Origin of the sequence: Rhodobacter maris, from assembly GCF_900217815.1 — a bacterium.
Classification (GTDB): Bacteria; Pseudomonadota; Alphaproteobacteria; order Rhodobacterales; family Rhodobacteraceae; genus Rhodobacter; species Rhodobacter maris.
On record NZ_OBMT01000004.1, the window covers coordinates 38,590 to 61,301 of the forward strand.

The following is a 22,712-nucleotide window of genomic DNA, read 5'->3' on the forward strand; positions in this document are numbered from 1 at the left end:
ACCGGTTTCTTCGCTTCGGACCGACAAAAAAGAAGCGGGGGGAGTCCGCTTGCGGACGGGGGGCAGCGCCCCCCTACACGCTCACCACGTCGCGCAACGCCTCGCGGGAGAGGCTCTCTTTCGTGCCCCCCATCGCCACCGCGCCGCGCTTGAGCACATAGAACCGGTCCCCCAGATCATGCGCGAAATCGAAATATTGCTCCACCAGAACGATCGCCATCCCCTTGGTATCACGCAGATATTTGATCACGCGACCGATCTGCTGGATGATGTTGGGCTGAATCCCTTCCGTCGGCTCGTCAAGCAGCAGGAGCTTCGGCTTCATCAGCATCGCGCGGGCAATGGCAAGTTGCTGCTGCTGGCCGCCTGAGAGATCGCCGCCGCGACGGTTGAGGAATTCCTTCAGGATCGGAAACAAGTCATAGATCTCGTCAGGGATGAACCGCTCCGAGCGCGGCAGCACCGCAAAGGCGGTTTCCATATTTTCGCGCACGGTCAGAAGCGGGAAGATCATCCGCCCCTGCGGCACATAGCCAAGGCCGCGCCGGGCCATCGCCTGCGGCGGCACGCGCCCCACCGTCTCACCATCCAGCGTGAGGCGGCCCCCCGAGCGCGGATGCGCCCCGGCAATCGCCTTGAGAAGCGAGGTCTTGCCCACGCCATTCGTGCCCATGATGCAGGTGACTTCCCCCGCCCGCGCCTCGATGTCGATGCCATAAAGGATCTGCGAGCCGCCGTAATGGAGCGTAAGCCCCTCTGTTTTCAGCATTTCATCGCCCCAAATAAACTTCGATGACCTGTTGGTTTGCCGTGACATGATCAAGCGAGCCCTCGGCCAGCACAGAGCCCTCATGCAGCACGGTGACCTTGCAGTTGAGCCGGCGCACAAAATCCATGTCATGCTCGACCACAACGACGGCATGGGTTTTGGCAAGCTCCACGAGCAGCGTTGTGGTTTGCTCGCGCTCGGCCAGCGTCATGCCCGCGGCAGGCTCATCCACCAGCAAAAGCCGCGGCTCCTGCGCGAGCAGCATGCCGATTTCGAGCCATTGCTTCTGCCCGTGCGACAATTCCCCGGATTTGCGCGAGAGGCTGTCGCCGAGCCCCACCTGCACCGCCAAGGCCTCAACCCGCGCATGATCCGCGGCGGCGGGCTTCCAGAGCAGCACCCGCCACGGGCTGCGGTGCGCTTTTAGCGCCATCATCAGGTTTTCTGCCACGGTCTGATCTTCGAACACGGTCGGGCGCTGGAACTTGCGCCCCACACCCGCTCGCGCGATCTGCGCCTCATCGAGCCGCAACAGATCAATCGAGCGCTCGCCCCAGAGCACCCTGCCCTCGTCGGGCCGGGTCTTGCCGGTGACGATATCCATGAAGGTGGTCTTGCCCGCACCATTCGGCCCGATCACCGCGCGCAGCTCTGCCGCGCCAATCGAGAAGGAGAGGTTGTTGATCGCGCGAAAGCCGTCAAAGGTGACGGAGATCCCGGACACTTCGAGCAGCCCGCTCATTCCTGTGCCTCCCGCTCCTGAAGCGCGCCCTCATTCGGCCCGAGCGGCGCGCCGCGGCGTGAAGGCGGGCGCAGCCCCGTGAGCAGATCGACAAGGCCCGAAAGCCCCTTCGGCGCGAAGAGCGTGACAAGCACGAAGGAAAGGCCCAAGAGCACCTGCCACCAATCGACCCATTTGACGATGTAAAAACCGAGGTTGAGATCGGGGGCGCGCCCCCCGGTGAACCAGGTCGAGACGAGCGAGACGAAGGCAGCCCCGAGCACCGCGCCCCAAAGTCGCCCCCGCCCGCCGATCGCCACCCAGACAGCCAGATAGATCGAGGCGATGGGGGCGATCTCGGCGGGATTGATGATGCCCGCCTGCGGGTAATAGAGCGCGCCCGCGATGGCCGCTATAAGGGCGGTGAGGGTGAAGACGAAGAGCTTGTAGCCCTCGACCGGGTAGCCCAGAAAGCGCACCCGCGCCTCGTCATCGCGGATCGCGCGCATCACCGAGCCGAACTTGCCCGAAACGATGAAGGTCGCGGCGAGATAACCGAGCCCGAGCGCGAGCGCCGAGGCCCAGAGGAACCAGACCGAGAGCCGGTCTTGCCCGGCCCAGGCAAGGCCCGGAATGTTTTGCAGCCCCGACAGCCCGTTGTTGCCGCGCAGGCCCGAGTCGTTCTGGAAGAGATAAAGCGCAAGCGCGAGCGTCATCGCCTGGGTCAGGATCGAGAGATAAACTCCGGTAACGCGGGCGCGGAAGGCCAGCCAGCCGAACACGAGGGCGAGCAGCCCCGGCACGATCAGCACCAGCGCAAGCTGGGCGGGCAAAGAGCCCGCAAAGGCCCAGACGGCGGGCATTTCAGACGTGCCCACAACGCCAAAGATCTGCGTGGCAATCGCGTCGTTCAGCTCTTGCGGCGTCATCGGCAGACCGGCGGCGGAAGAGAGCACGATATCGCGGGTGCGCGCATACATCAGCCACATGCCGACCATGTAGCCGCCAAGCCCGAAAAAGGCGAAATGGCCGAGCGAGAGAATGCCCATATAGCCCCAGACGAGATCCATCGCGAGGGCGATGAGGCACAGGCAGAGTGTTTTGCCGAGCGTCTTCACCATCGAGGTCGAGACGAGGTCGAGCCCGTAGGCGTTGGAAAGAACCGTCACCACAAGCGTGAAGATTGACAGGGCCAGAAGGAAGATCAGCACCGAGGGGTTGCGGGAGAGAAAGCCTTGGGTCATGCGCGGGCCTCCGGCCGGGCGCCGGGGGCTTCGCGCCCCCGGACCCCCGCGGGATATTTGAAGCAAGATGAAAGCGCGCGGGATGTTTGCATGATCAATCTCCCGCGGCGCGGCCCTTGAGCGCGATGATGCCGCGCGGCCGGAACTGGATGAAAACGATGATGAAGAGGATCATATAGGTCTGGGCGGCGAGCGTGTTCGAGGGGTTGAGGGCCTCGATCCCCTTTTGCAAGCCCCCCACAAGCGCGGCGCCCGCGAGCGTGCCCCAGATATTGCCGACACCGCCGACCACCACCGTCATGAAACTCTGCACGATGTAATCGGCGCCGAGCTCGGAAGTGACCTTGGCGAAAAGCCCGATCGCAACCCCCGCGATGCCCGCGATGCCCGAGCCAAGCCCGAAGGTGAGCATGTTGATGCGGTCCGGATTGATGCCCATCGAGGCCGCCATCGAGGGGTTTTGGGTCACCGCCCGCACCTCGAGCCCGAGCCGCGTGCGGTTCATCACGAAGAGAAAAAGGCCGAGGAAGACGAGCGCCAGCACGAAGATCGCGATGCGGATATAGCTGATGCCGACGATGTCGTTGAGCACCCAGGCGCCATCGAGCCATTCGGGCGCGGTCAGCGGGCGGGCCTGCGTGCCGAAGATGTTCTTGAAGAGCTGTTGCAGCGCGATCGAGATCCCGAAGGTGGCGAGCAGCGTTTCGAGCGGGCGACGCAGCAGGTGGCGGATGACGAGCCGCTCCATCGCCACACCGGCGGCAAAGGTGACGGCGAAGGCGAGCGGCAGCGCGACGAGGATCGAGATCGTGTAGTCGGATATATGCTGCTGCACCACATAGCCGGTGTAGGCGCCCATGGTGATGAACTCGCCATGCGCCATGTTGATCACCCGCATCACCCCGAAGGTGACGGCGAGGCCGATGGCGGCCAGAAAATAGATCGAGGCAAGCGAAAGCGCATCGAGCGCGAGATCGGCGCCATGCATGGCATCGACCTTGAGCGAGACAGACTTCAGGGCCGAAGCGGCGGCGGCGGTGACGGCGGCATCCGGCTCGGCATAGATATCGGCATAACGATGCGCGGCGACACTCTGTGCGACTTCGTCATCGGTGGCCGCCGCGGGGACGGCGCCCGCGCCTTCGAGCGCGGTATAGGCGGCGTCGCGGCGGGCGGGCGTGTCGAGATCTGCGAGCGGAATGCCTGCGACCGCCCCGTTTTCAATATGCGCCTCAAGCGCCGCGCGCAGATCGGCGCGGGTGAGGCGCGCGGGCGCGCGGCCCTCCGCCACAAGGAGGTCATAGGCCTCTTCGGCGGAAAAGCCGGGCTTGCCGGGGCGCAGCTCGGCCGCGACATTCCCCTCGGGGGCGGCGTTAAACGCCTGGCGCTTGGTGGCGAGAAGCGGGTTCAGCGCAGCGCGGAAATCGAGGCCCAGATCGGCGCCAAAACCCTCAATCGCCGCCACGCGGGCGGCGGGATCCGTGCCAAAGCGGATCGTCAGAAGGCCAAGCATCCGTTCTTTCTGGGCGCGGATTGCTGGATCTGGTTCGTCGGCAATCGCGGCGGCGAGCGGCTCGAGATGTTGCGGCCCGCCATCGCGGGACAGTGCCGTCAGCGCGGCCTGACGTTTGGCGATATCGGGATCGGAAAGCTGAAACCGGATCAGCGCAGCGGCGATCAGCCCGCGCACCCCGGCATTGGGTTTGATCTCGGAGATCTCGGCGCGCGGCGCCTCGCCCGCATCCGCACCGGTAACGGGATCAAAGAGCGCATAGCCCGCGCCCGCCTTTTTCACCCGGAAGATCGCGCCATCGGATTTGCGGCTCCCGAGCGCCTTGTCGGCCCAGGCTTCCAGAAAATCCGGCGCGCCCGGCCCCGCCTTGCCAAGCGCGGCGATCACCGGGGCAATGCTCTGGCGCGAGGGTTTGGCAATATCGGCCTTGTGCTCCGCAATCACCGCGGCCAGCCCGCTTGCGGGTGCCTCGGCGGCAACGGGGGAGGGCTCTGAGGGGGCATCCTGCGCGCACAAAGGCGCGCTCAGGGCAAGGCTGGCGGCCAGCGCCAGAAGCAAGCGTCGCATGGGAGATCCCGACTGGAGGGAGGGGGCCGCAGGGCCCCCTCCGGTAGGGTTGGCAATCGGCTCAGTAGTTCGATTTCAGCTGCACGCAGGTCTTGGTTTCGGTGTTGTACATGCCGCAATGGAGATCTTTCCAATCCGACTCGAGCACCGCAGATTCCGGCAGATAATCGGTCCAGGCGTCGCCCGGCACCGGATCGGTTTGCGAGATGATGTCGAACTGGCCATCTTCCTTGATCTCGCCGATCAGCACCGGCTTGGTCAGGTGGTGGTTGGGCAGCATCGTCGCGGTGGAGCCGGTGAGGTTCGGGAAATCCTGGCCGATCATCGCCGCTTCCACAGCGTCGGTCCCGGTGGAGCCCGCTTTCTCGACCGCATTCACCCACATGTTGAAGCCGATATAGGTGGCCTCCATCGGGTCGTTCGTGACCTTGTTCTCGCCCATCCGCGCTTTCCAGGCCTTGATGAACTCTTCGTTCGCGGGGCTTTCGGCGCTCTCGAAGTAGTTCCAGGCGGCAAGCTGGCCGACGAGGTTCTTCAGATCGCCTTCACCGAGACCCGAAAGCTCTTCCTCACCCACCGAGAACGCCACCACGGGGATGTCTTCGGCGGTGATGCCGGAGGCCGCGAGCTCCTTGTAAAAGCCGATGTTGGCATCGCCGTTGATCGTCGAGATCACGCCGACCTTCTTGCCGTCGGCGCCCAGCGCCTTCACATCCGCCACGATCTTCGACCAGTCGCTATGGCCGAAGGGGGTGTAGTTGACGAAGATGTCTTCCTTGGCGATGCCCTTCGATTGCAGATAGGCCTCAAGGATGTTGTTCGTGGTGCGCGGGTAGACATAGTCGGTGCCGAGCAGTGCGAATTTCTGCACACCAAGCTCGTCGAGGAAATAATCCACCGCCGGGATCGCCTGCTGGTTCGGCGCCGCACCGGTGTAGAACACGTTGTACGAGCTTTCCTCGCCCTCGTACTGCACCGGGTAGAACAGCAGCCCGTTGAGTTCCTCAAGCACCGGCAGCACCGATTTGCGGCTCACCGAAGTCCAGCAGCCGAAGATCACATCGACCTTGTCGACCGAGATCAACTCGCGCGCCTTTTCGGCAAAGAGCGGCCAATCCGACGCCGGGTCGACCACGACGGCCTCAAGCTTCTTGCCCAGCACGCCGCCCTTGGCATTCTGCTCGTCGATCAGCATCAGGACGGTGTCCTTGAGCGTGGTTTCCGAGATCGCCATCGTGCCGGAGAGCGAATGCAGCACACCCACCTTGATCGTATCGCCTTCGGCCATCGCCATGCCGGCGGTGAGCACGAGCCCCAGCGCGGCCCCCGAAAGCAGTTTCCCAATCCCTGTCATCGCATTCCTCCGTTTCGCGCCTCGGAACGGGCGCCGCGGTGTTGATTACTGGCGGGTCACACCCGCGTGATGAGGAGAGCCGGGGCCTTTGAGGACGGCAAGATTCGGGCCGAGCGGAAACAGGTCACGGCGAAGATTTGCCCGCAAAACAAGCAAACGCCCGGCTCTTGCGCAAGAACCGGGCGTCATCGATATAAAGAGCGCAGGTTTCTTGCGGGGTCACCCGGGAATCGGCGCAAGCTCAAGCCCGCCCTCCCGCAGCAAGAAAGCGACCACCTCGTCGAGGCCCACACCGTTTTTCAGCTCGGCCATCACATAGGGCCGCGCCCCGCGTGCGCGTTTCGTGTCTTCCTCCAGCAACACCGGATCAACGCCGACATAGGGCGCGAGGTCGATCTTGTTGACGACGAGAAGGTCCGACCGGGCAAGCCCCGGACCCCGTTTGCGCGGAATGTCCTGCCCGGCGGCCGTGTCGATCACATAGATCGTCAGATCGGCCAGTTCCGGGCTGAAGGTGGCGGCGAGGTTGTCCCCGCCCGACTCGATCAGCACGAGATCGAGATCGGGGATCTCTTTCGTCAGCTCGGCAATGGCGGCAAGGTTGATCGAGGCATCCTCCCGGATTGCCGTATGCGGGCAGCCCCCGGTCTCGACGCCGCGAATGCGCGTTGCGGGCAACACCTGCGCGCGCATCAGCGCCTCGGCATCCTCGCGGGTGTAAATATCATTCGTGACCACAGCCATCGAGAGCCGATGCGCCAGAGCCCGGCAGAGCTGTTCGGTCAGCGTGGTCTTGCCCGCACCGACCGGGCCGCCGATGCCGACACGCAAAGGTCCATGGGTCATGTCTTGAAGATCCTCACATCGAGCGTTTCATGAGCCGCCGATTGCAGATCGGCGCGGACGGCGGATTGCGCCAGATCGGCGCGGGTCGCGGTGGCGGCCCTTTGTGCGATTTGTGCAATGAGCGGGTGCAGCGCGGCCAGAACCCGTTGTCCGGCAGATTGCCCCAAAGGGATAAATCTGACCCCGGCAGAAACGAGGTTTGAGGCAAAGGAATGCTGAAAAAGGGCAATCACCTGTTCGGGCGGAAGCCCCAGTCCGCGCGCGGCTTCGGCCAGAGCAAGCGGCAGCGGCATCGGCTTTGTGCAAGTGCTGGTCATCTCGGCCCGCGCCCGCGCGAAAGCCGCGCCCTGCTCTTCGGTCTCTTTCAGACGCTCTGCCGTGCCCGCAAGCGCGCGCGCCAGATCACACAACGTTGCAAGATCCTCGCCCCGCAAACCACAGGCCAGCAGCACCGCATCATTCCAGCCCGCGCCATGCGCGAGAATATCGCTGAGCCAATCCGCAAGCTTGGCTTCCGAGGTCACGTCGCCTGCCACCACGGCCGCCTCAAGCCCGTGGCTGTAGGCGAAGGCGCCGGTCGGGAAAGCGGGTGAAAGCCATTGCACAAGGCGCAACAGCGCCAGATCAGCCGTGGGCATGGAAGGCGCCGGCGCTGTGGCCATGTTCATGCCCCATCGTGCGCCCCATGCCGTAGGCACCGCTTTCCGGGCGGAACGGCTCCATCCGCTTCTCGACGCGCGCCCCAAGCCCCTTCAGCATCGCTTCGAGCACGTGATCGTCGCGGATCACCAGCCGCGCGGGCTCGATCTGGCACGGCGTGTGGCGGTTGCCGATATGCCAGGCAAGGCGGGTGAGATCCCCGGTGATCCCCAGAACCGGTTCAAGCGCGCAGCGCACCTCGATCAGGCTGCCATCCTCCAGCGCGAAGGCCTCGCCGCCAGTGAGGTTGGTCACCTCTTCCAGATCCACCAGAAAATCGGCGCCGGAAGCCGCCACCAGCCGCTTGCGGCGCAAAAACCGCCCCTCGTAATCAAGCGCCACATGATCTGCCGCGCCCGACCAGCTTCCCGCCGCCAGAACCCGTGTCGCCCGCCGCATCAGCGCCATGATTTTCTCCGTCTTTAGAGTTTTCTTAAACATGAACGGGCAGCATGAGTGCAACCCACCCAGAACGGGAGCCCCAGATGCAGCCGCAGACCGCCGCCGAAGAACTCACCCTGATCCGTGCCGAAATCGCCCGGCTGCGCGCCCGCGAGGCCGAGCTTGCCGAAGTGGTGCTGCGCACCGCCGCCCTGCCGCGGGTGACGCGGATGCAGACCAAACCGCTTGTAAGCAAGCGCGAGCGCGTGTTCGACCCGCGCCTCCTGCCCGCCGAGATCCTCCTCGACCCGGCCTACAGCCGCGAAAAGATCACCGGCACCACGACCGAAGCGCCCCGCCAAGAGCCGCACCGGATGCAGGTTTCGGCGCCGCTTCAGGCGCGCTTTGGCAGCCATTGAGGCTCAGTAGAGGAAGTAGCGCTGCGCCAGCGGCAGGCTTTCTGCCGGTTCGCAAATGAGCAGTTCTCCATCCGCCCGCACCTCATAAGTCTCAGGATGCACGTCAATTTTCGGCGTGGCTGTGTTGAGCTTCATATCCGCCTTGCCGATGGTGCGTGTGCCCTTCACGGCCAGAAGTTGCTTTTCGAGCCCAAGGCGCGCGCCAAGCCTCTCCGCCTCGGCCGCCTGAGAGATGAAGGTCGCGCAGGTCGCGGAGCGCGCCTTGCCAAAGGCCCCGAACATCGGGCGCGTATAAAACGGCTGCGCCGGGATCGAGCCGTTCGGATCGCCCATCTGCGCGGCCACAATCGCGCCCCCCATCAGCACCATCTCGGGTTTGGCGCCAAAAAACGCCGGATGCCAGAGCACCAGATCGGCGCGTTTGCCCACTTCGACCGAACCGATATGCTCGGCCATGCCATGCGCGATTGCCGGGTTGATCGTGTATTTCGCCACATAGCGGCGCACGCGCATGTTGTCGTTCGCGCCCGTTTCCTCGGCGAGCCGCCCGCGCTGTTTCTTCATTTTATCAGCGGTTTGCCAGCAGCGGATGATCACCTCCCCCACGCGCCCCATGGCCTGACTGTCAGACGAAATAATCGCCATCGCGCCCATGTCGTGCAAAATATCCTCCGCCGCGATCGTCTCCTTGCGGATCCGGCTCTCGGCAAAGGCGACATCCTCGGGCACCTTGTTGTCGAGGTGGTGGCACACCATCAGCATGTCGAGATGCTCCTCGACCGTATTCTTGGTGTAAGGCCGGGTCGGGTTCGTCGAGGACGGGATAACGTTCTGGGAAGACACAACTTTCAGGATGTCGGGCGCGTGCCCGCCCCCGGCCCCCTCGGTGTGGAAGGCATGGATCGTGCGGCCCTTGAAGGCGGCGAGCGTGTTCTCGACAAAGCCCGATTCATTGAGCGTGTCGGTGTGGATCATCACCTGCACATCCATATCATCGGCCACGCTCAGACAGCAGTCGATCGCAGCCGGGGTGGTGCCCCAATCCTCGTGCAATTTCAACGCACAAGCGCCCGCCTTGACCTGTTCGACCAGCCCTTCGGGCAGGCTTGCATTGCCCTTGCCCGCAAGGGCGAGGTTCATCGGGAAGGCCTCGAAGCTTTGCAGCATCCGCGCGATGTGCCACGGCCCCGGCGTGCAGGTGGTGGCGAGCGTGCCATGCGCGGGGCCGGTGCCGCCGCCAAGCATGCAGGTCACGCCCGAGGCGAGCGCATCTTCGATCTGCTGCGGGCAGATGAAGTGGATATGCGCGTCCATCCCGCCTGCGGTGAGGATTTTCCCTTCCCCGGCAATGATTTCCGTGCCCGGCCCGATGATCAGCGTGACACCGGGCTGGGTGTCGGGGTTGCCCGCCTTGCCAATCCCGGCAATCCGCCCGTCGCGCAAGCCCACATCGGCCTTGTAGATGCCGGTGTAATCGAGGATCAGCGCATTGGTGATGACGGTGTCCATCGCCCCGCCCGACCGCGGGATCTGGCTTTGCCCCATGCCGTCGCGGATCACCTTGCCGCCGCCAAATTTCACCTCTTCCCCGTAAGTTGTGAGGTCTTTTTCAACTTCGATGATGAGGTCGGTATCGGCAAGACGGAGCTTGTCGCCGGTGGTGGGGCCGAACATGTCGGCATAGGTCGCGCGCGAAATCAGGGCGGGCATCAGAGGTCTCCCATCACTTTGGCGTTGAAGCCGAACACGCGGCGGTTGCCGCCGAGCTGCACAAGGCGCACCTCGCGCGACTGGCCGGGTTCAAAGCGCACCGCCGTTCCCGCGGCAATATCAAGACGGTAGCCGCGGGCCGCGGCGCGGTCGAAGCTCAGGCCGGGGTTCGTTTCGGCAAAGTGGTAATGCGAGCCCACCTGCACCGGGCGGTCTCCGGTATTGGCGACCATCAGCGTGATCGCTTCGGCACCTTCGTTGAGGGTGAGATCGCCTTCTGCGGGAAAGATTTCTCCGGGAATCATCAGTTTACCTCAGCGGATCGGATGGTGGACGGTGACGAGCTTGGTACCGTCGGGGAAGGTCGCCTCGACCTGAATCGAATGGATCATCTCGGGGATGCCCTCCATGCACTGCTCGCGGGTGATGACCGAGGCGCCCGCCTCCATCAGATCGGCGACGGAGCGGCCCTCACGGGCGCCCTCAACCACGAAATCCGAAATGATCGCAATCGCTTCGGGGTGGTTCAGTTTCACCCCCCGCGCCAGCCGGTTGCGCGCCACCATGGCGGCGAGGCTGACGAGCAGCTTTTCCTTTTCGCGCGGTGTCAGGTTCATCGCTTTTCCTCAGGTTTGCCAGACGCGCGGCGGCGGGGCGCCCCGGCGCAGCGCGTGCATCAGTTTCAAAATCTGTTTGCGCAGCGGCCAGCCATCTTCGGCCAGAAGCCGCACCACGCATTTGCCATCAAAGCCCGAAGCCGCCGCCTCGACGCCGGGTTCGGTGAGCGCCGCGCGCACGGCGCCAACCGCATCTTCGGCGCCCGATGCGCATAAAACAAGCGTCGCAAAGGCACGGGCGCGGCCCAGCAGCGCAGAGCGCGGGCCCTTTGCGATGATGTCGGAGTTCAGCAGGAGCGGCTCGAAAAACACAACCTTTCCGGCACGCTCAATCCGCCGAATGTCGGAAAAGTGCAGGTTGTTCACCGCCTCCCCCATCGCCAGACGGCCCAGGATCACCGCTTCGAGCATCAGACAGCCCGCGTCCGGCGCGAGGCGGATCGTGGTCTCGCGGGCAAGGTTCGAGCGGTCAAACAAGATCGTTTCCTGCGGCAGCCAATCGAGCCATGCGCCCGCGCCAAGCGCATGCGTCACGGCCACTTTGGCCGCCTCGCCCTCGGCGCGATAGGCGCGCTCTGCCGCTTGCGTGGTTGCCACGGCCCGGGTGCCGCCGTCGAGATCGAGACGATAGGAGAGCGTATCGCCCGATGTAAGCCCGCCCGAGGTGTTGAGAAACACCACCTCAGGCACATCGCGCACGTGGGGAAGAAGCGCCTTGGCTGAACCTTGCTGGCGCAGGCCTTTCAGTCGCGCAGCCTCGAAGCGCACGGCCGCAAGACCATGGCTGCGCTGAGGACGAAGGGGGCGCGCGGTATCGAACATTGGAACCTCGCCCCGATCTGAGCAGATTTGCGCCAAGGGTCCATGCGGCTGCGTTGAGAAGGGGCGCACAGGCTCGCTAGCCCCCTCATCTCGCACAAAATTACACCGACATGCGCGCAAAGTAAGCCGAATTGAATCAGCCGAGCGGCCCGGGCCGTCGCTCCTCACTCAACATCACATTCGCCTCGATCTGCCCGACACCCGGCAGGGTCATGATCCGCCGCCGCAGCACGCGCTCGAAATCGGCGATGTCACGCGCCACCACCTTGAGGCGGTAATCGAACCGGCCCAGCACGTGCTGAACTACCTGCACCTCCGGGATCGCCTGCACCGCGCGCTCGAAATCCTCGAACGAAATCCGCCCCTTGATCGCGAGCTTGATGCCAAGGAACACGGTCACGCCGAACCCCAGCGCCTGCGCATCGAGCACAAGGCGGCGCCCCGCGAGCACTCCCGCCTCTTCCAGACGCTTCACCCGCCGCCAGGCCGCCGGCTGCGACAGGCCGAAGCGGCGGCCAAGCGCCCCCGCCCCCAGAGTCGCATCGGCGGCAAGCGCATGCAGGATCGCCCGGTCGGTATCATCCAGCGCGATCATAGCGGCAGCGCTTCGCTGTCTTTGAGTGTCGAGATCAGCATCAGCGCATCCATCTCGGCAATATGCGGCAGCGTCAGGATGCGCGCGCGGTAGATCTCCTGATAATGCGCCATGTCACGCGCGATCACGTTGAGCCGCACATCGGTCAGCCCCAGAAAGGTCTGGATCTCGATCACCTCCGGCACTGCCCGCGCCGCTTCGAGAAATTCGTCAAAGGCGCGGGGATGCGCCTTTTCGAGCGTGAAGCGCAGGCTCACCTCGACCGCCCAGCCCAAAGCGCGCCAGTCGATCACCGCCTCCTCGCCGCGGATCACGCCGCCCTCGCGCAGCCGCTCGATGCGCCGCCAGAGGCTTGCCGCCGTCACCCCGGCGCGCTCGGCAAGCTCGGCACGCGCGGCATCCGGCGCTGCCAGCATCTGCCGCAAGATCCGCCGGTCCACATCGTCCACCTGCATGATTTTTCCATCATTCGCTATTTCAACGCATGATGATTATCCAATATTGCAAAACTCTTCAAATCCTGAACGCATCCTTTTGGCAAAAAGCGTAGGATGCGGGCATCAACAGTGGAGGAACGCCATGCGCGTCTATTATGATCGCGATTGCGATGTGAACCTGATCAAGGACAAGAAGGTCGCTATTCTGGGCTACGGCAGCCAGGGCCATGCCCATGCGCTGAACCTGCGCGACTCGGGTGCCAAGAACGTCGTCGTCGCGCTGCGCGAAGGCTCTGCCTCGGCGAAGAAATGCGAAGCCGAAGGCCTCACCGTGATGGGGATCGCCGAAGCCGCCGCCTGGTGTGACCTGATCATGTTCACCATGCCCGACGAGCTTCAGGCCGCCACCTACAAGAAATATGTGCACGACAATCTGCGCGAAGGCGCGGCGATCGCCTTTGCCCACGGGCTCAACGTGCATTTCGGCCTGATCGAGCCGAAGCCGGGCGTTGACGTGATCATGATGGCACCGAAAGGCCCGGGCCACACCGTGCGCGGCGAATACACCAAGGGTGGCGGCGTGCCCTGCCTCGTCGCGGTCGACACCGATGCGACCGGCAAGGCGATGGATATCGCGCTGTCCTATTGCTCGGCGATCGGCGGCGGTCGTTCGGGCATCATCGAAACCACCTTCCGTCAAGAGTGCGAAACCGACCTCTTCGGGGAACAAGCGGTGCTCTGCGGCGGCCTCGTGGAACTCATTCGCATGGGCTTCGAAACCCTGGTCGAAGCCGGCTACGAGCCGGAAATGGCCTATTTCGAATGCCTCCACGAAGTGAAGCTGATCGTCGACCTGATCTATGAAGGCGGCATCGCGACGATGAACTACTCGATCTCGAACACCGCCGAATATGGCGAATATGTCTCGGGTCCGCGCGTTCTGCCTTACGACGAAACCAAGGCCCGCATGAAAGCCGTGCTGACCGACATCCAGAACGGCAAGTTCGTGCGTGATTTCATGCAGGAAAACGCGGTCGGCCAGCCCTTCTTCAAGGCCACCCGCCGCAACAACGACGCCCACCAGATCGAACAGGTCGGCGCGAAGCTGCGCGCCATGATGCCCTGGATCGCCAAGGGCAAGATGGTCGACAAGACCCGCAACTGATTATGTCCTCCTGACAGGAGCGGGGGCGGGTTTCGGCTCGCCCCCGTTCACCCCTCCGATGAGGCCCCGGCGGGCCGGACCCGCCCGGGGCCAGCGATGCCCCCCTTTTCTCGCGGCGCGAACGCGCCATCTTGAAGGCTGCACCTGCGGCCATGAACGGGGAAGGCATGAGCTCTGTCTGGAAATGGAACCTGCGCCAGATCGGACGCCAGATCTGGGTGCCGATCGCGGCCTTTGCGGCGCTCGGGCTTGCCACGGCGGGCGGCGCGGTTTTGGCAAAACCCTTCGTTCCGGCGGAGCTGGGGTTGAAGATCGGCGCCGAGTCCGTGGGCACGCTGCTCGAGATCCTCGCCTCCTCGATGCTCACCGTCACCACTTTCTCGCTGTCGATCATGCTTTCGGCCTTTGCCTCGGCGGCAGGCTCGGCCACGCCGCGCGCGATCAAGCTGATGCAGGAGGATGATGTCTCCCGCTCGGTGCTCGCCACGTTCATGGGGGTGTTCATCTTTGCGCTCGCCGGGCTGATCGGGCTGCAAAGCGGCATCTACGATGCCTCAGGGCGGCTTGTGCTGTTTGTGGTGACGCTCGCCGTGGTGGCCGCTGTGGTGGTGCAGCTGGTGCGCTGGATCGGGCATCTGGCGGATTTCGGGCGGCTGGGCGACACGCTCACCCGGCTTGAGGCGGCGGCGGATACCGCCTTGGCGGACCGGCTTGCAACGCCCTTTCTGGGCGGGCAGCGCCTCACCCCGACAGAGGCGCGGCATCCCGGTCAGGTGATCCGGGCGCCCACAACGGGTTATCTGCAAACAATTGACATGAAAGGGATAGAAGGGGCTGCCAAGCTTGCGGGCACACGCATCGCCATCACCGTCCTGCCCGGCCATTTCCTGCATCAGGCGGCGCCGGTCGCGCATTGCCTGAGTGACACATCGCTCGACGAAAACACCGCAAAATTCATCGCCTCACGGTTTATCGTCGCCGAGGCCCGGACGTATGAGCAAGATCCGCGCTTTGGCGTTCTGGCGCTCACCGAGGTGGCGTCGCGCGCGCTCTCGCCCGCGGTGAACGACCCCGGCACCGCCATCGACATTCTGGGCCGGCAAGTCCGGGTGCTCTCGCGCTGGCGCACGCGGCCCGAGCCGGTGGTGCTCTACTCAAGCCTCTCGGTGGCCGAACTCAGCCTTGCCGACATGATGACAGATGCCTTTGCCGCCATCGCCCGCGACGCTGCGGGGCTGATCGAGGTGCAGATAAGGCTGCAGAAGATGCTGATCGCGCTTCATGACATCGACCCCGCGCTCTTTGGCCCGGAGGCGCGGGCGCTCTCGGACCGCGCGCTTGCCCTCGCCGAGGCGGCCCTCGTCTATGCGCCCGACGCGGAGGTTTTGCGAGCCTTGAACGCCACGCTCCATGCCCGCACTTTGCCTGCGGATGCCCGGCACCAGAGCACCTGAGCCACGCTTGCGGGGGCGGCGGTTTTGCGGCAGGGTCGCGCACGAACACGGGAGGAAGCGATGAGCGAACTGAACGAGGAGCAACTTGCCGCGCTGGAGCGGGAGCGCGCGCAGATCTTCATGCCGCGCTGGTTTGGCGATCTCCTTGGCGCAAGGCTCAGCTTTGGCGATACGTTCTGGCTCGGGCTGTTCGGCGTTTTGATGTTTGTCGTGCCCGGCGTGGTGCTGATTTCGGGGCTGCTCTATGCGCAGGCCACAGCGCTCATGGTGCCGTTCCTGAAGCTGATCGCGGGGCTCTATTCGCTCTGGGCGCTGTTGATCTTGCGCGCGCTGATCACGCGCGGGGGCCGCGGCGGCTGGGCCGTCACCGGCTATGTGCTCACGGTGATGATCGCGGCGGGGGCGCTCCTGACCGCCGCGACGCTCTGAGTCACGCGGTTTCGCGCGCCACCGCAGCAACGATCCCGGCCACGGTTTCTTGCAACAAGCCCTCGTCCTCGCATTCCGCCATCACCCGGATGAGCGGTTCTGTCCCCGATTTGCGGATCAGGATCCGGCCTTTTCCGGCGATCCGCGCCTCCGCCGCAGCAATCACATTTTGCACGTTCTCGGCCTCAAGCGGGGCTTGGCCAGCCTGATAACGCACATTTTGCAACATCTGCGGCACGGTCTCGAATTGCGCGACCAGTTCCGAGGCGGGCCGGCCAGTTTCCGCCATCGCGGCGAGGAACTGCAACCCCGCCATCAGCCCGTCGCCAGTGGTGGCAAAATCGGTCATCACGATATGGCCCGATTGCTCGCCCCCAAGGTTGAAGCCGCCCGCGCGCATCCGCTCCACAACGTAGCGGTCGCCTACCGCGGTGCGTTCAAGCCCGAGCCCGTGCCCCTGCAAAAACCGCTCCAACCCGAGGTTCGACATCACCGTGGCCACCAGCGCCCCCCCGCGCAGCCGCCCGGCCTCGGCCCAGCGCGCGGCGAAAAGCGCCATGATCTGGTCGCCATCCGCCACCCGGCCCCGCTCGTCGAGGATCATCACCCGGTCAGCATCGCCATCAAGCGCAATGCCGAGATCCGCACCATGCGCCACCACCGCCTCGGCCGCCGTCTGCGTATGGGTCGAGCCGCAATTTTCGTTGATGTTCAACCCGTCGGGTGCCACCCCCAGCGAGACGACTTCGCAGCCAAGCTCCCAGAGCACCTGCGGCGCGGCCTTGTAGGCGGCGCCATGCGCGCAATCGACCACGACCTTGAGGCCCGAGAGCCGGTCACGCGCCGGGAAGGTGGTTTTGGCATATTCGACATAGCGGCCGAGCCCGTCGTCGATGCGCCGCGCCCGGCCGATGTTGTGCGGCTGTGCAAGCCGGATCTCGCCCGCGACAATCGCCTCGATTTCCGCCTCGGCCTCATCGGAAAGCTTGAAGCCATCGGGCCCGAAGAACTTGATGCCGTTATCTTTTGCCGGGTTGTGGCTGGCCGAGATCATGATGCCCAGATCGGCGCGCATCGAGCGGGTGAGATAGCCCACGGCGGGGGTGGGCACGGGGCCCAGAAGCAGCACGTTCATCCCCGTGGAGGTGAGCCCGGCGGTGAGCGCGTTTTCGAGCATGTAGCCCGAAAGCCGCGTGTCCTTGCCAATCACCACGCGATGCCCGTTGCGGCCATCCCGGCGGAAATAGCGCCCCGCAGCCGCGCCAAGGCGCAGCGCGAGTTCCGCCGTCATCGGCGCGGTATTGGCCTCGCCGCGCACCCCGTCGGTGCCGAAAAGCTTCCGGGTCATGCTGTGTAACCTCTTGTTATTGAACCGTATAGACGGATGCCTTGGGCGATCTCCGCGACGTCGTGCACGCGGTGCATCTGCACCCCTTGGGCGATTGCGGCAAGCGTGACGGCGAGCGTACCGGGCGCGCGGGCCTCAGCTTCGGGGGCGCCGCCAATCGTGCCAATGAAGCGCTTGCGCGAGACGCCCAGCAGGAGCGGACAGCCAAGCCCATGAAACAGGCTCAGGCCGCGCAGAAGCGCGAGATTATGATCGAGCGTCTTGCCAAAGCCGATGCCGGGGTCGAGCAAAACCCGGGCGCGGGCAATGCCGGTCGCCTCGGCCGCCGCAAGCCTTTCGGCAAGGTGGTCGTAAACATCGAGCAATACATCGTCGTAAGCAGGCGCGGCCTGCATCGTTTCGGGCCGGCCCTGCGCATGCATCAGGCAGAGCGCGGCATCGGTGCGGGCCACCGTGGCGGCCATCGCCGGGTCAAAGAGCATCGCCGAAACATCGTTGACGAGCCCCGCCCCCGCCAATACCGCCGCCGCCGCAACCGGCGCCTTGCGCGTATCAATCGAGATCGGCGCGGGGAAGGCTTGCGCCACAAGCGCGGCGATCACCGGGGCGGTGCGGGAAATCTCTTCTTCAACAGGAACTTCTGCGGCACCCGGGCGGGTGGATTCGCCCCCGATATCGAGCATGTCCGCGCCCGCGGCGAGAAGTGTTTGCGCCCGGGCGCGCGCCGCTTCCGGCGCATCGAACTTCCCGCCATCGGAAAAACTGTCGGGCGTGACGTTGAGGATGCCCATGATCGAGGGGCGGTCAAAACTGACACCCGCCAGCGCGGAACGCGGCGCGGTGAGGCGGGCGAGGACTTCGGCGGGCAGATCGGCCGCGGGCATCCGCCCCTGCGATCCGGCACGGGAGAGCACTTCGACCGTGTCGAACCAGCACCAGCCTCCGGCGAGCGAAAACGCCCCCGCTGGGCGAGCGACATCGGTCTGGGCGATGGGGCGATAATAAAGCATCATGCGCCTGTCTTGGCGCGCCGGGGCGAGCTTGGCAAGGTCAAGGAGAGGTTAACCCGCGACGCTGGCGAGCGGCACGCGACTTCCCGCCGGAGCTGAAACATCGCCGTGAAGCTCAAGCCTTGTGGCCGCCATCTGCTCGGCGAGCCAGAGGATCAGGTTGCCCGCCTCGCGCACCGCGCCCTTCGGCCCGTCGACCGCGTCGAGCACGAGCTTCGAGGGCGCCCAGACCACCATCTGCCCGTTGCGCATCGCCCAGTCGATCTCGGTGCGGGTGGCCACCACCACGCAACGCGGATCGCGCGCGGCCAGCACCCAGGCGTTCTGCTCGATCGCCAGCAGGTCGATGCGGCGCTGGGTCGGGCGGTGCCCGGTTTCGGGCGGCGCCACATCGGGCATGCCCACAGCCAGAATCACTGGCGCACCGGAAGCGGCCAACCGGTCGAGCCGGGCGGCAAGATCGGGCGCGGTGATCACCGCATTCGAGAGATATGCCACGATCGGATGCAACGCGCTCGACTCCTCGTCGAGCGTGTGGGTGGGGGCCGAGGCGCGCGCCCGCACGATCTCAACGCCAAGCGCGCCGGGGCCGCGGTCGAGTTTTTCGATGCGGATGAACACTCGCATCGCGCGCGGCTCGAAAAGGATCCGCTCCGCCACCCGTTCGGCCAGCGTTTCCAGCAGGTTGAGCCGCTCGGCGGCCAATTCGGCGGCAATCGCCTCGGTGATGCGGTCATAGGAGAGGATGCGGTCGACATCATCCTCAAGCGGCCCGGCCTCCGGCCGCACCTCGACGACAACGTTGAAATTCAGCCGCTGGCTGTGGCCGCGTTCCTGCTGGAAAGCGCCGATATCGGCCTCTACCACATGGTCACGCAGGCTGATCCGGTCGCGCGGATCAGCGGGCGCGGAGGCCAGCGCACGCTCTTCAGGATGGGCGAAGGCAAGGGAAGTGTCGGATGTCATCGGGCCGCCTTTTTGCCCCTGATATAGAAAAAGGGCGGGCCGGAGCCCACCCCGAAACGTCATTTGCGGCCGCGCTTGCGACGTCAGTTGAGCGCAGTCTGCGCGAGCAAGCCATCGGCAGTTTGCTCCGGGCGGCGGTAGAAGGTATGCCCGCCGATCCGTACCGTCTGCTCGAACCGCTTCGCCCAAGCGGGCTTCACGGCGCGGGTATGGAAAAAGGTGGCGCCGTCCGTCAGCGCGCGCGGCGCGCCATCGAGCATGGCGCGGGCGATACGCGCGGCGCGGTCCCAGGCGACGCGGTCGCCAATCCGGTCCGAGCGGCCGTCGCAGGTCCAGCTGAACTGGCATCCCTGGCTCGAGCCCTGTTTCACCACACCACAGACCGTGCGCGGAAAGCGCGGATCGTCGACCCGGTTGAGCACCACTTCGGCCACGGCGACCTGGCCCGGAATGCCCTCGCCGCGGGCTTCGTGATAAAGCGTCTGGGCGAGGCATTGAAATTGCGCGTCGCCCGAGGGCTGAGGCTGGGCCGCGAGCCATGTGGCGGTTATTTCGGCGGGTTTTTCATCGCGTTTGCGCGACCAGGGCCAGAAGCCACGGCGCGCCTTGGGCGCCTCCGTCAGGGCTTCTACCCGCTCTGCGGGAACCTGTTCGAGCCCGGTGCGCTCCTGAACCAGAAGCGCCATGAGCCCTTGTTCGGGCACCTGGGTCGGATCGTTCGACTGGCTTACCGTCGTATCGGCACGCGAGCCTCCGGCGAGGGCGAGGAGGATCAGCGCTCCCCCTGTCCAGCTTTTCAGCACTGACATGGTTTTCTTTCGATAAGTGCAATCGCCCCGGCACAAGCCGCGACGCAGGGGGCTTATCGAAGATGGGCAAAGATGTCCACAAAGCAAAACCGCGCAGAAACTCTCACCGCTAAAAAGCGGCGAAAATCCGCGCAAATCTCGGGGCGACTCCCTCGCTGTCCCTATAGTCTGCGACTAATCGTATCGAGAAAGAATTACCAGAGCCTTTGTTTCATTAACCCTGATTTTACCCCTTTGCGCCGTTCAGAATCGGTTGCGCGGCGCGAGCAAGGCGAAATGTGCGGCAGCCAGGCGCGCGACCGGCACGCGAAAAGGCGAACAGGACACATAGTCAAACCCGGCAGCGCGACAGAAGGCGATCGACTCGGGGTTGCCGCCATGTTCGCCGCAGACCGAGATCGTCACATCCTTGCGCGCGGCCTTGCCCCGCGAGGCCCCCATCAGCAAAAGCTCCCCCACCCCCTCGACATCGAGAATGTGGAACGGGTCTTCGGCATAGACATGCTGATTGACATAGGCCGACATGAACCGCCCCGCATCGTCGCGCGAAAGCCCATAGGTCATCTGCGTCAGGTCGTTCGTCCCGAAGCTGAGGAAATGCGCATGTTCGGCAATCTCGCCCGCGCGCAGCGCCGCGCGCGGCGTTTCCACCATCACGCCAAGGCGATAGGCAAAATCGGTCTTCATCTCGGTGCGCACGGCCGCCGCCACCGCGTCGATGCGGGTTTTGACAATCTCCACCTCGCGCGCGGCGGAAACAAGCGGGATCATCACCTCGGGCACCACGGGCGCGCCGCGGCGCGAGGCCTCCACCGTCGCCTCGAAGATCGCACGCGCCTGCATGTCGTAGATTTCGGGCACGGTGAGGCCGAGCCGTACGCCGCGCATCCCCAGCATCGGGTTGAATTCGGAAAGCGCCTCGACCCGGCGCGACACTTCCGAGAGCGAGCGGCCAAGCGCCTCGGCGAGCTCGCGCATCCCCTCACGGTCATGGGGAAGGAATTCATGCAGCGGCGGGTCGAACAGGCGAATGCAGACCGGCTGGCCCGCCATGATGTCAAACAGCGTGATGAAGTCGGCGCGCTGCATCGGCAGCAGGCGTTCGAGCGCGATGCGCCGGTCCGTCGGCGTATCGGCAAAGATCATCTCGCGCATCACCGTGAGCCGGTCCTCGTCAAAGAACATGTGCTCGGTGCGACACAGCCCAATGCCATCGGCATCGAACATCCGCGCGGTGCGGGCATCGTCGGGCGTGTCGGCATTCGCGCGGATGCCAATGTCGCACACCGTTTCCGCCCAGCGCAAAAGCGTGCGGAAGCCGTCATCCAGCGCGGGTTCGAGCATTTCGGCCGCCCCCGAGAGCACCTCGCCATTGGTGCCGTCAACGGTGATCAGCTCACCCTCGGAAAAGCTCTGCCCGCCCGGGCCGCGCAGCACCTTTTCGCGCCCCGAGATCTGGATCTCCGAGCAGCCGACGATGCAGGGAAGCCCGAGCCCGCGCGCGATCACCGCGGCGTGGGAGGTCATGCCGCCACGCTCGGTGAGCACAGCGACGGCGGCATGCATGCCGCGAATATCCTCCGGCCCGGTCTCGCGGCGCACGAGAATGCAGGGCTCGCCGCGCGCCGCCGAGGCCTGCGCGGCGGTGGCGGTAAAGACGATCCGCCCGACCGCGGCGCCCGGCGAGGCGGCGATGCCACGGGCAAAAGGCTCGCGCGGCGCGCGCGGGTCGACCTGATAGTGCAAAAGCTCGGAGAGCGCGCGCGGCTCAACGCGCAAAAGCGCCTCCTCGCGCGGGATCACCCCATCCTCGGCTAGCGCCACGGCGATTTTCACCGCGGCACGGGAAGAGCGCACCACGCGCAGCGCATCAATCACCGCAACGCGCCCCCCCTCGACGGTGAACTCCACCTGCATCTCCTCGCGCAGCTTCGCGCGGCAGACCGCGCCATAGCCACGCAGCTCGGCAAAGACATCGGGCGCAAGTTCCTCAAGCGAGGGGCCACGCGGGTCGCGGGTGAGATAGAACGTGTCCTGCGCATTGCGCCGCCCCTGGCTCTGGCCGCGGAACCGCCCGGTGATGCGCGGGGCGCCGGTGACGCTGTCGACAAACTGCATCGTCCCCGAGCCGGAAATCCCCGGGCCGATGCCCAGCGCCATGCGCTGCACCAAAAGCCCCAGCACCGCATCGGGCGGCGCGCCCTTCGCCTGCCGCAAAAGCCGCGCCGTTGTGCCCTCCCAGGCGCGCGCCATCGAGCGCAGCACCTCGGCAAGCTGGCGCGCGGGCGCTTGCGGGAAGGGCTCATCGGTCTCGCTTTCAAACGCGGCGAGCGCCGCGGCAAGCGCCCCCGGCCCCGGGCCGCCGTGGAACATGTCCGGGTCAAGGCGCGCGACATGAATGGCGTAGCTCTGCACGAAGCGCAGGTAGAGCGCATCCGCCGCCTCCTGCCCGTGGCTTGCGACAAGCTTTTGATGCATCGCATCGTTCATGCCGACATTCAGCACGGTGCCCGGCCCGCCCCATTCGGGGTTTTCGGGGGAGGAGCGCACGGAAACGAGGAAATCCGGGCCGAAATGTGCGGCGATGCGCGCCGTGTCCGGCATCACGCCCGCCGCAATCGCCCGCACCGTCTCGACCGGCAGCGCCACGGTCGCCGGCACCGGCAGATCGAGCCGGATCAACCGTTGCAGGCATTTCGCGCGCCAGCCATGGCGCGCGGCCTTCACTTCGGCTGCGGGCGTGAGTTCAACGAACTCGCTCACATCGGCAATCTTCTGCATTCCGGCTGGTCCCTGTCCTCGGCGGGCAGGATAGGCTTCCTGCCGCGCCGCGCAAG

General features: G+C 65.2%; 23 protein-coding genes. 4 read left to right on the forward strand and 19 right to left on the reverse strand.

The window, feature by feature from the left end; translation table 11 throughout:
• Positions 1-73: 73 nt before the first annotated feature.
• The 8 genes from urtE to CRO22_RS07995 all read right to left on the reverse strand — a co-directional run bounded on the left by urtE (position 74) and on the right by CRO22_RS07995 (position 8,121).
• Complete coding sequence (urtE, locus tag CRO22_RS07960) at positions 74-769, reverse strand: urea ABC transporter ATP-binding subunit UrtE (RefSeq protein WP_097069617.1); 696 nt, start codon at positions 767-769, stop codon at positions 74-76.
• A gap of 1 nt (position 770) precedes the next feature.
• Entirely contained in the window at positions 771-1,511 is a 741-nt protein-coding gene (gene urtD / locus CRO22_RS07965) for an urea ABC transporter ATP-binding protein UrtD (RefSeq protein WP_097069618.1), read from the reverse strand.
• Positions 1,508-2,734, reverse strand: a complete 1,227-nt coding sequence (gene urtC, locus CRO22_RS07970) for an urea ABC transporter permease subunit UrtC (RefSeq protein ID WP_097069619.1) — start codon at positions 2,732-2,734, stop codon at positions 1,508-1,510. The genes urtD and urtC overlap by 4 nt, the downstream gene beginning before the upstream one ends.
• Positions 2,735-2,828: 94 nt before the next feature.
• On the reverse strand, positions 2,829-4,814 hold the full coding sequence (gene urtB / locus CRO22_RS07975; protein WP_097069620.1) for an urea ABC transporter permease subunit UrtB: 1,986 nt from the start codon (positions 4,812-4,814) through the stop codon (positions 2,829-2,831).
• Between the two features lie 61 nt (positions 4,815-4,875).
• A complete protein-coding gene (urtA, locus tag CRO22_RS07980) occupies positions 4,876-6,168 on the reverse strand; it encodes an urea ABC transporter substrate-binding protein (RefSeq protein ID WP_097069621.1) in 1,293 nt (430 codons plus the stop codon).
• Positions 6,169-6,387: 219 nt separating this feature from the next.
• Positions 6,388-7,014, reverse strand: coding sequence for an urease accessory protein UreG (gene ureG, locus CRO22_RS07985; protein ID WP_097069622.1), 627 nt, complete (start codon positions 7,012-7,014; stop codon positions 6,388-6,390).
• Positions 7,011-7,652 (reverse strand): urease accessory protein UreF, encoded by a 642-nt coding sequence (locus tag CRO22_RS07990; protein WP_097069623.1) that lies wholly within the window; start codon positions 7,650-7,652, stop codon positions 7,011-7,013. Before CRO22_RS07990 ends, ureG begins: the two co-directional genes overlap by 4 nt.
• Positions 7,639-8,121 (reverse strand): urease accessory protein UreE, encoded by a 483-nt coding sequence (locus tag CRO22_RS07995; protein WP_097069624.1) that lies wholly within the window; start codon positions 8,119-8,121, stop codon positions 7,639-7,641. Before CRO22_RS07995 ends, CRO22_RS07990 begins: the two co-directional genes overlap by 14 nt.
• A 77-nt stretch (positions 8,122-8,198) precedes the next feature.
• On the opposite strand from CRO22_RS07995, the gene CRO22_RS08000 reads away from it, so the two are divergent.
• The gene (locus CRO22_RS08000) at positions 8,199-8,513 is read left to right on the forward strand and encodes a hypothetical protein (RefSeq protein WP_097069625.1); all 315 of its coding nucleotides are present in this window, start codon (positions 8,199-8,201) and stop codon (positions 8,511-8,513) included.
• A gap of 3 nt (positions 8,514-8,516) precedes the next feature.
• Here CRO22_RS08000 and ureC read toward each other — a convergent pair whose 3' ends face one another.
• The 6 genes from ureC to CRO22_RS08030 form a co-directional block, all read right to left on the reverse strand.
• Positions 8,517-10,223, reverse strand: coding sequence for an urease subunit alpha (ureC, locus tag CRO22_RS08005; protein WP_097069626.1), 1,707 nt, complete (start codon positions 10,221-10,223; stop codon positions 8,517-8,519).
• Positions 10,223-10,528 carry an urease subunit beta gene (locus tag CRO22_RS08010; RefSeq protein WP_097069627.1) on the reverse strand — a complete coding sequence of 102 codons (306 nt, stop codon included), beginning with the start codon at positions 10,526-10,528 and terminating at the stop codon, positions 10,223-10,225. Before CRO22_RS08010 ends, ureC begins: the two co-directional genes overlap by 1 nt.
• 9 nt (positions 10,529-10,537) lie before the next feature.
• Entirely contained in the window at positions 10,538-10,840 is a 303-nt protein-coding gene (locus tag CRO22_RS08015; protein ID WP_097069628.1) for an urease subunit gamma, read from the reverse strand.
• Between the two features lie 9 nt (positions 10,841-10,849).
• Complete coding sequence (locus CRO22_RS08020) at positions 10,850-11,662, reverse strand: urease accessory protein UreD (RefSeq protein ID WP_097069629.1); 813 nt, start codon at positions 11,660-11,662, stop codon at positions 10,850-10,852.
• A gap of 136 nt (positions 11,663-11,798) precedes the next feature.
• Complete coding sequence (locus CRO22_RS08025; RefSeq protein ID WP_097069630.1) at positions 11,799-12,257, reverse strand: Lrp/AsnC family transcriptional regulator; 459 nt, start codon at positions 12,255-12,257, stop codon at positions 11,799-11,801.
• Entirely contained in the window at positions 12,254-12,712 is a 459-nt protein-coding gene (locus CRO22_RS08030) for an Lrp/AsnC family transcriptional regulator (RefSeq protein WP_097069631.1), read from the reverse strand. The genes CRO22_RS08025 and CRO22_RS08030 overlap by 4 nt, the downstream gene beginning before the upstream one ends.
• On the opposite strand from CRO22_RS08030, the gene ilvC reads away from it, so the two are divergent.
• The 3 genes from ilvC (at position 12,711) to CRO22_RS08045 (ending at position 15,742) form a co-directional block, all read left to right on the forward strand.
• Complete coding sequence (gene ilvC / locus CRO22_RS08035; RefSeq protein ID WP_281254747.1) at positions 12,711-13,859, forward strand: ketol-acid reductoisomerase; 1,149 nt, start codon at positions 12,711-12,713, stop codon at positions 13,857-13,859. The genes CRO22_RS08030 and ilvC overlap by 2 nt on opposite strands.
• 167 nt (positions 13,860-14,026) lie before the next feature.
• The gene (locus tag CRO22_RS08040; protein WP_176518589.1) at positions 14,027-15,313 is read left to right on the forward strand and encodes a DUF2254 domain-containing protein; all 1,287 of its coding nucleotides are present in this window, start codon (positions 14,027-14,029) and stop codon (positions 15,311-15,313) included.
• A gap of 60 nt (positions 15,314-15,373) precedes the next feature.
• The gene (locus tag CRO22_RS08045; protein ID WP_097069634.1) at positions 15,374-15,742 is read left to right on the forward strand and encodes a hypothetical protein; all 369 of its coding nucleotides are present in this window, start codon (positions 15,374-15,376) and stop codon (positions 15,740-15,742) included.
• A gap of 1 nt (position 15,743) precedes the next feature.
• Here CRO22_RS08045 and glmM read toward each other — a convergent pair whose 3' ends face one another.
• From glmM to CRO22_RS08070, 5 genes are all read right to left on the reverse strand, one after another.
• On the reverse strand, positions 15,744-17,090 hold the full coding sequence (gene glmM, locus CRO22_RS08050) for a phosphoglucosamine mutase (RefSeq protein ID WP_097069635.1): 1,347 nt from the start codon (positions 17,088-17,090) through the stop codon (positions 15,744-15,746).
• Positions 17,087-18,100, reverse strand: a complete 1,014-nt coding sequence (folP, locus tag CRO22_RS08055; RefSeq protein ID WP_097069769.1) for a dihydropteroate synthase — start codon at positions 18,098-18,100, stop codon at positions 17,087-17,089. Before folP ends, glmM begins: the two co-directional genes overlap by 4 nt.
• Positions 18,101-18,151: 51 nt before the next feature.
• Positions 18,152-19,066: a dihydroneopterin aldolase gene (locus tag CRO22_RS08060; protein WP_097069636.1), complete on the reverse strand. Its 915-nt coding sequence runs from the start codon at positions 19,064-19,066 to the stop codon at positions 18,152-18,154.
• An 83-nt stretch (positions 19,067-19,149) separates the two neighbouring features.
• Positions 19,150-19,875 carry a cell wall hydrolase gene (locus tag CRO22_RS08065; RefSeq protein WP_097069637.1) on the reverse strand — a complete coding sequence of 242 codons (726 nt, stop codon included), beginning with the start codon at positions 19,873-19,875 and terminating at the stop codon, positions 19,150-19,152.
• Positions 19,876-20,118: 243 nt separating this feature from the next.
• Complete coding sequence (locus CRO22_RS08070; RefSeq protein WP_097069638.1) at positions 20,119-22,656, reverse strand: putative PEP-binding protein; 2,538 nt, start codon at positions 22,654-22,656, stop codon at positions 20,119-20,121.
• Positions 22,657-22,712 lie beyond the last annotated feature (56 nt).

Bases quoted from the DNA above. Each gene is read 5' to 3' on its own strand.
- CRO22_RS08025 (WP_097069630.1), bottom strand. From the start codon at position 12,257: ATGATCGCGCTGGATGATACCGACCGGGCGATCCTGCATGCGCTTGCC.
- urtC (WP_097069619.1), bottom strand. From the start codon at position 2,734: ATGACCCAAGGCTTTCTCTCCCGCAACCCCTCGGTGCTGATCTTCCTT.
- CRO22_RS07995 (WP_097069624.1), bottom strand. From the start codon at position 8,121: ATGGCGCTGATGCGGCGGGCGACACGGGTTCTGGCGGCGGGAAGCTGG.
- CRO22_RS08020 (WP_097069629.1), bottom strand. From the start codon at position 11,662: ATGTTCGATACCGCGCGCCCCCTTCGTCCTCAGCGCAGCCATGGTCTT.
- folP (WP_097069769.1), bottom strand. From the start codon at position 18,100: ATGCTTTATTATCGCCCCATCGCCCAGACCGATGTCGCTCGCCCAGCG.
- CRO22_RS08015 (WP_097069628.1), bottom strand. From the start codon at position 10,840: ATGAACCTGACACCGCGCGAAAAGGAAAAGCTGCTCGTCAGCCTCGCC.
- urtE (WP_097069617.1), bottom strand. From the start codon at position 769: ATGCTGAAAACAGAGGGGCTTACGCTCCATTACGGCGGCTCGCAGATC.
- urtA (WP_097069621.1), bottom strand. From the start codon at position 6,168: ATGACAGGGATTGGGAAACTGCTTTCGGGGGCCGCGCTGGGGCTCGTG.
- glmM (WP_097069635.1), bottom strand. From the start codon at position 17,090: ATGACCCGGAAGCTTTTCGGCACCGACGGGGTGCGCGGCGAGGCCAAT.
- ureC (WP_097069626.1), bottom strand. From the start codon at position 10,223: ATGCCCGCCCTGATTTCGCGCGCGACCTATGCCGACATGTTCGGCCCC.
- CRO22_RS08000 (WP_097069625.1), top strand. From the start codon at position 8,199: ATGCAGCCGCAGACCGCCGCCGAAGAACTCACCCTGATCCGTGCCGAA.
- CRO22_RS08030 (WP_097069631.1), bottom strand. From the start codon at position 12,712: ATGCAGGTGGACGATGTGGACCGGCGGATCTTGCGGCAGATGCTGGCA.
- CRO22_RS08060 (WP_097069636.1), bottom strand. From the start codon at position 19,066: ATGACATCCGACACTTCCCTTGCCTTCGCCCATCCTGAAGAGCGTGCG.
- ilvC (WP_281254747.1), top strand. From the start codon at position 12,711: ATGATTTTTCCATCATTCGCTATTTCAACGCATGATGATTATCCAATA.
- urtD (WP_097069618.1), bottom strand. From the start codon at position 1,511: ATGAGCGGGCTGCTCGAAGTGTCCGGGATCTCCGTCACCTTTGACGGC.
- CRO22_RS08045 (WP_097069634.1), top strand. From the start codon at position 15,374: ATGAGCGAACTGAACGAGGAGCAACTTGCCGCGCTGGAGCGGGAGCGC.
- urtB (WP_097069620.1), bottom strand. From the start codon at position 4,814: ATGCGACGCTTGCTTCTGGCGCTGGCCGCCAGCCTTGCCCTGAGCGCG.
- CRO22_RS08070 (WP_097069638.1), bottom strand. From the start codon at position 22,656: ATGCAGAAGATTGCCGATGTGAGCGAGTTCGTTGAACTCACGCCCGCA.
- CRO22_RS08065 (WP_097069637.1), bottom strand. From the start codon at position 19,875: ATGTCAGTGCTGAAAAGCTGGACAGGGGGAGCGCTGATCCTCCTCGCC.
- CRO22_RS07990 (WP_097069623.1), bottom strand. From the start codon at position 7,652: ATGCCCACGGCTGATCTGGCGCTGTTGCGCCTTGTGCAATGGCTTTCA.
- CRO22_RS08040 (WP_176518589.1), top strand. From the start codon at position 14,027: ATGAGCTCTGTCTGGAAATGGAACCTGCGCCAGATCGGACGCCAGATC.
- ureG (WP_097069622.1), bottom strand. From the start codon at position 7,014: ATGACCCATGGACCTTTGCGTGTCGGCATCGGCGGCCCGGTCGGTGCG.
- CRO22_RS08010 (WP_097069627.1), bottom strand. From the start codon at position 10,528: ATGATTCCCGGAGAAATCTTTCCCGCAGAAGGCGATCTCACCCTCAAC.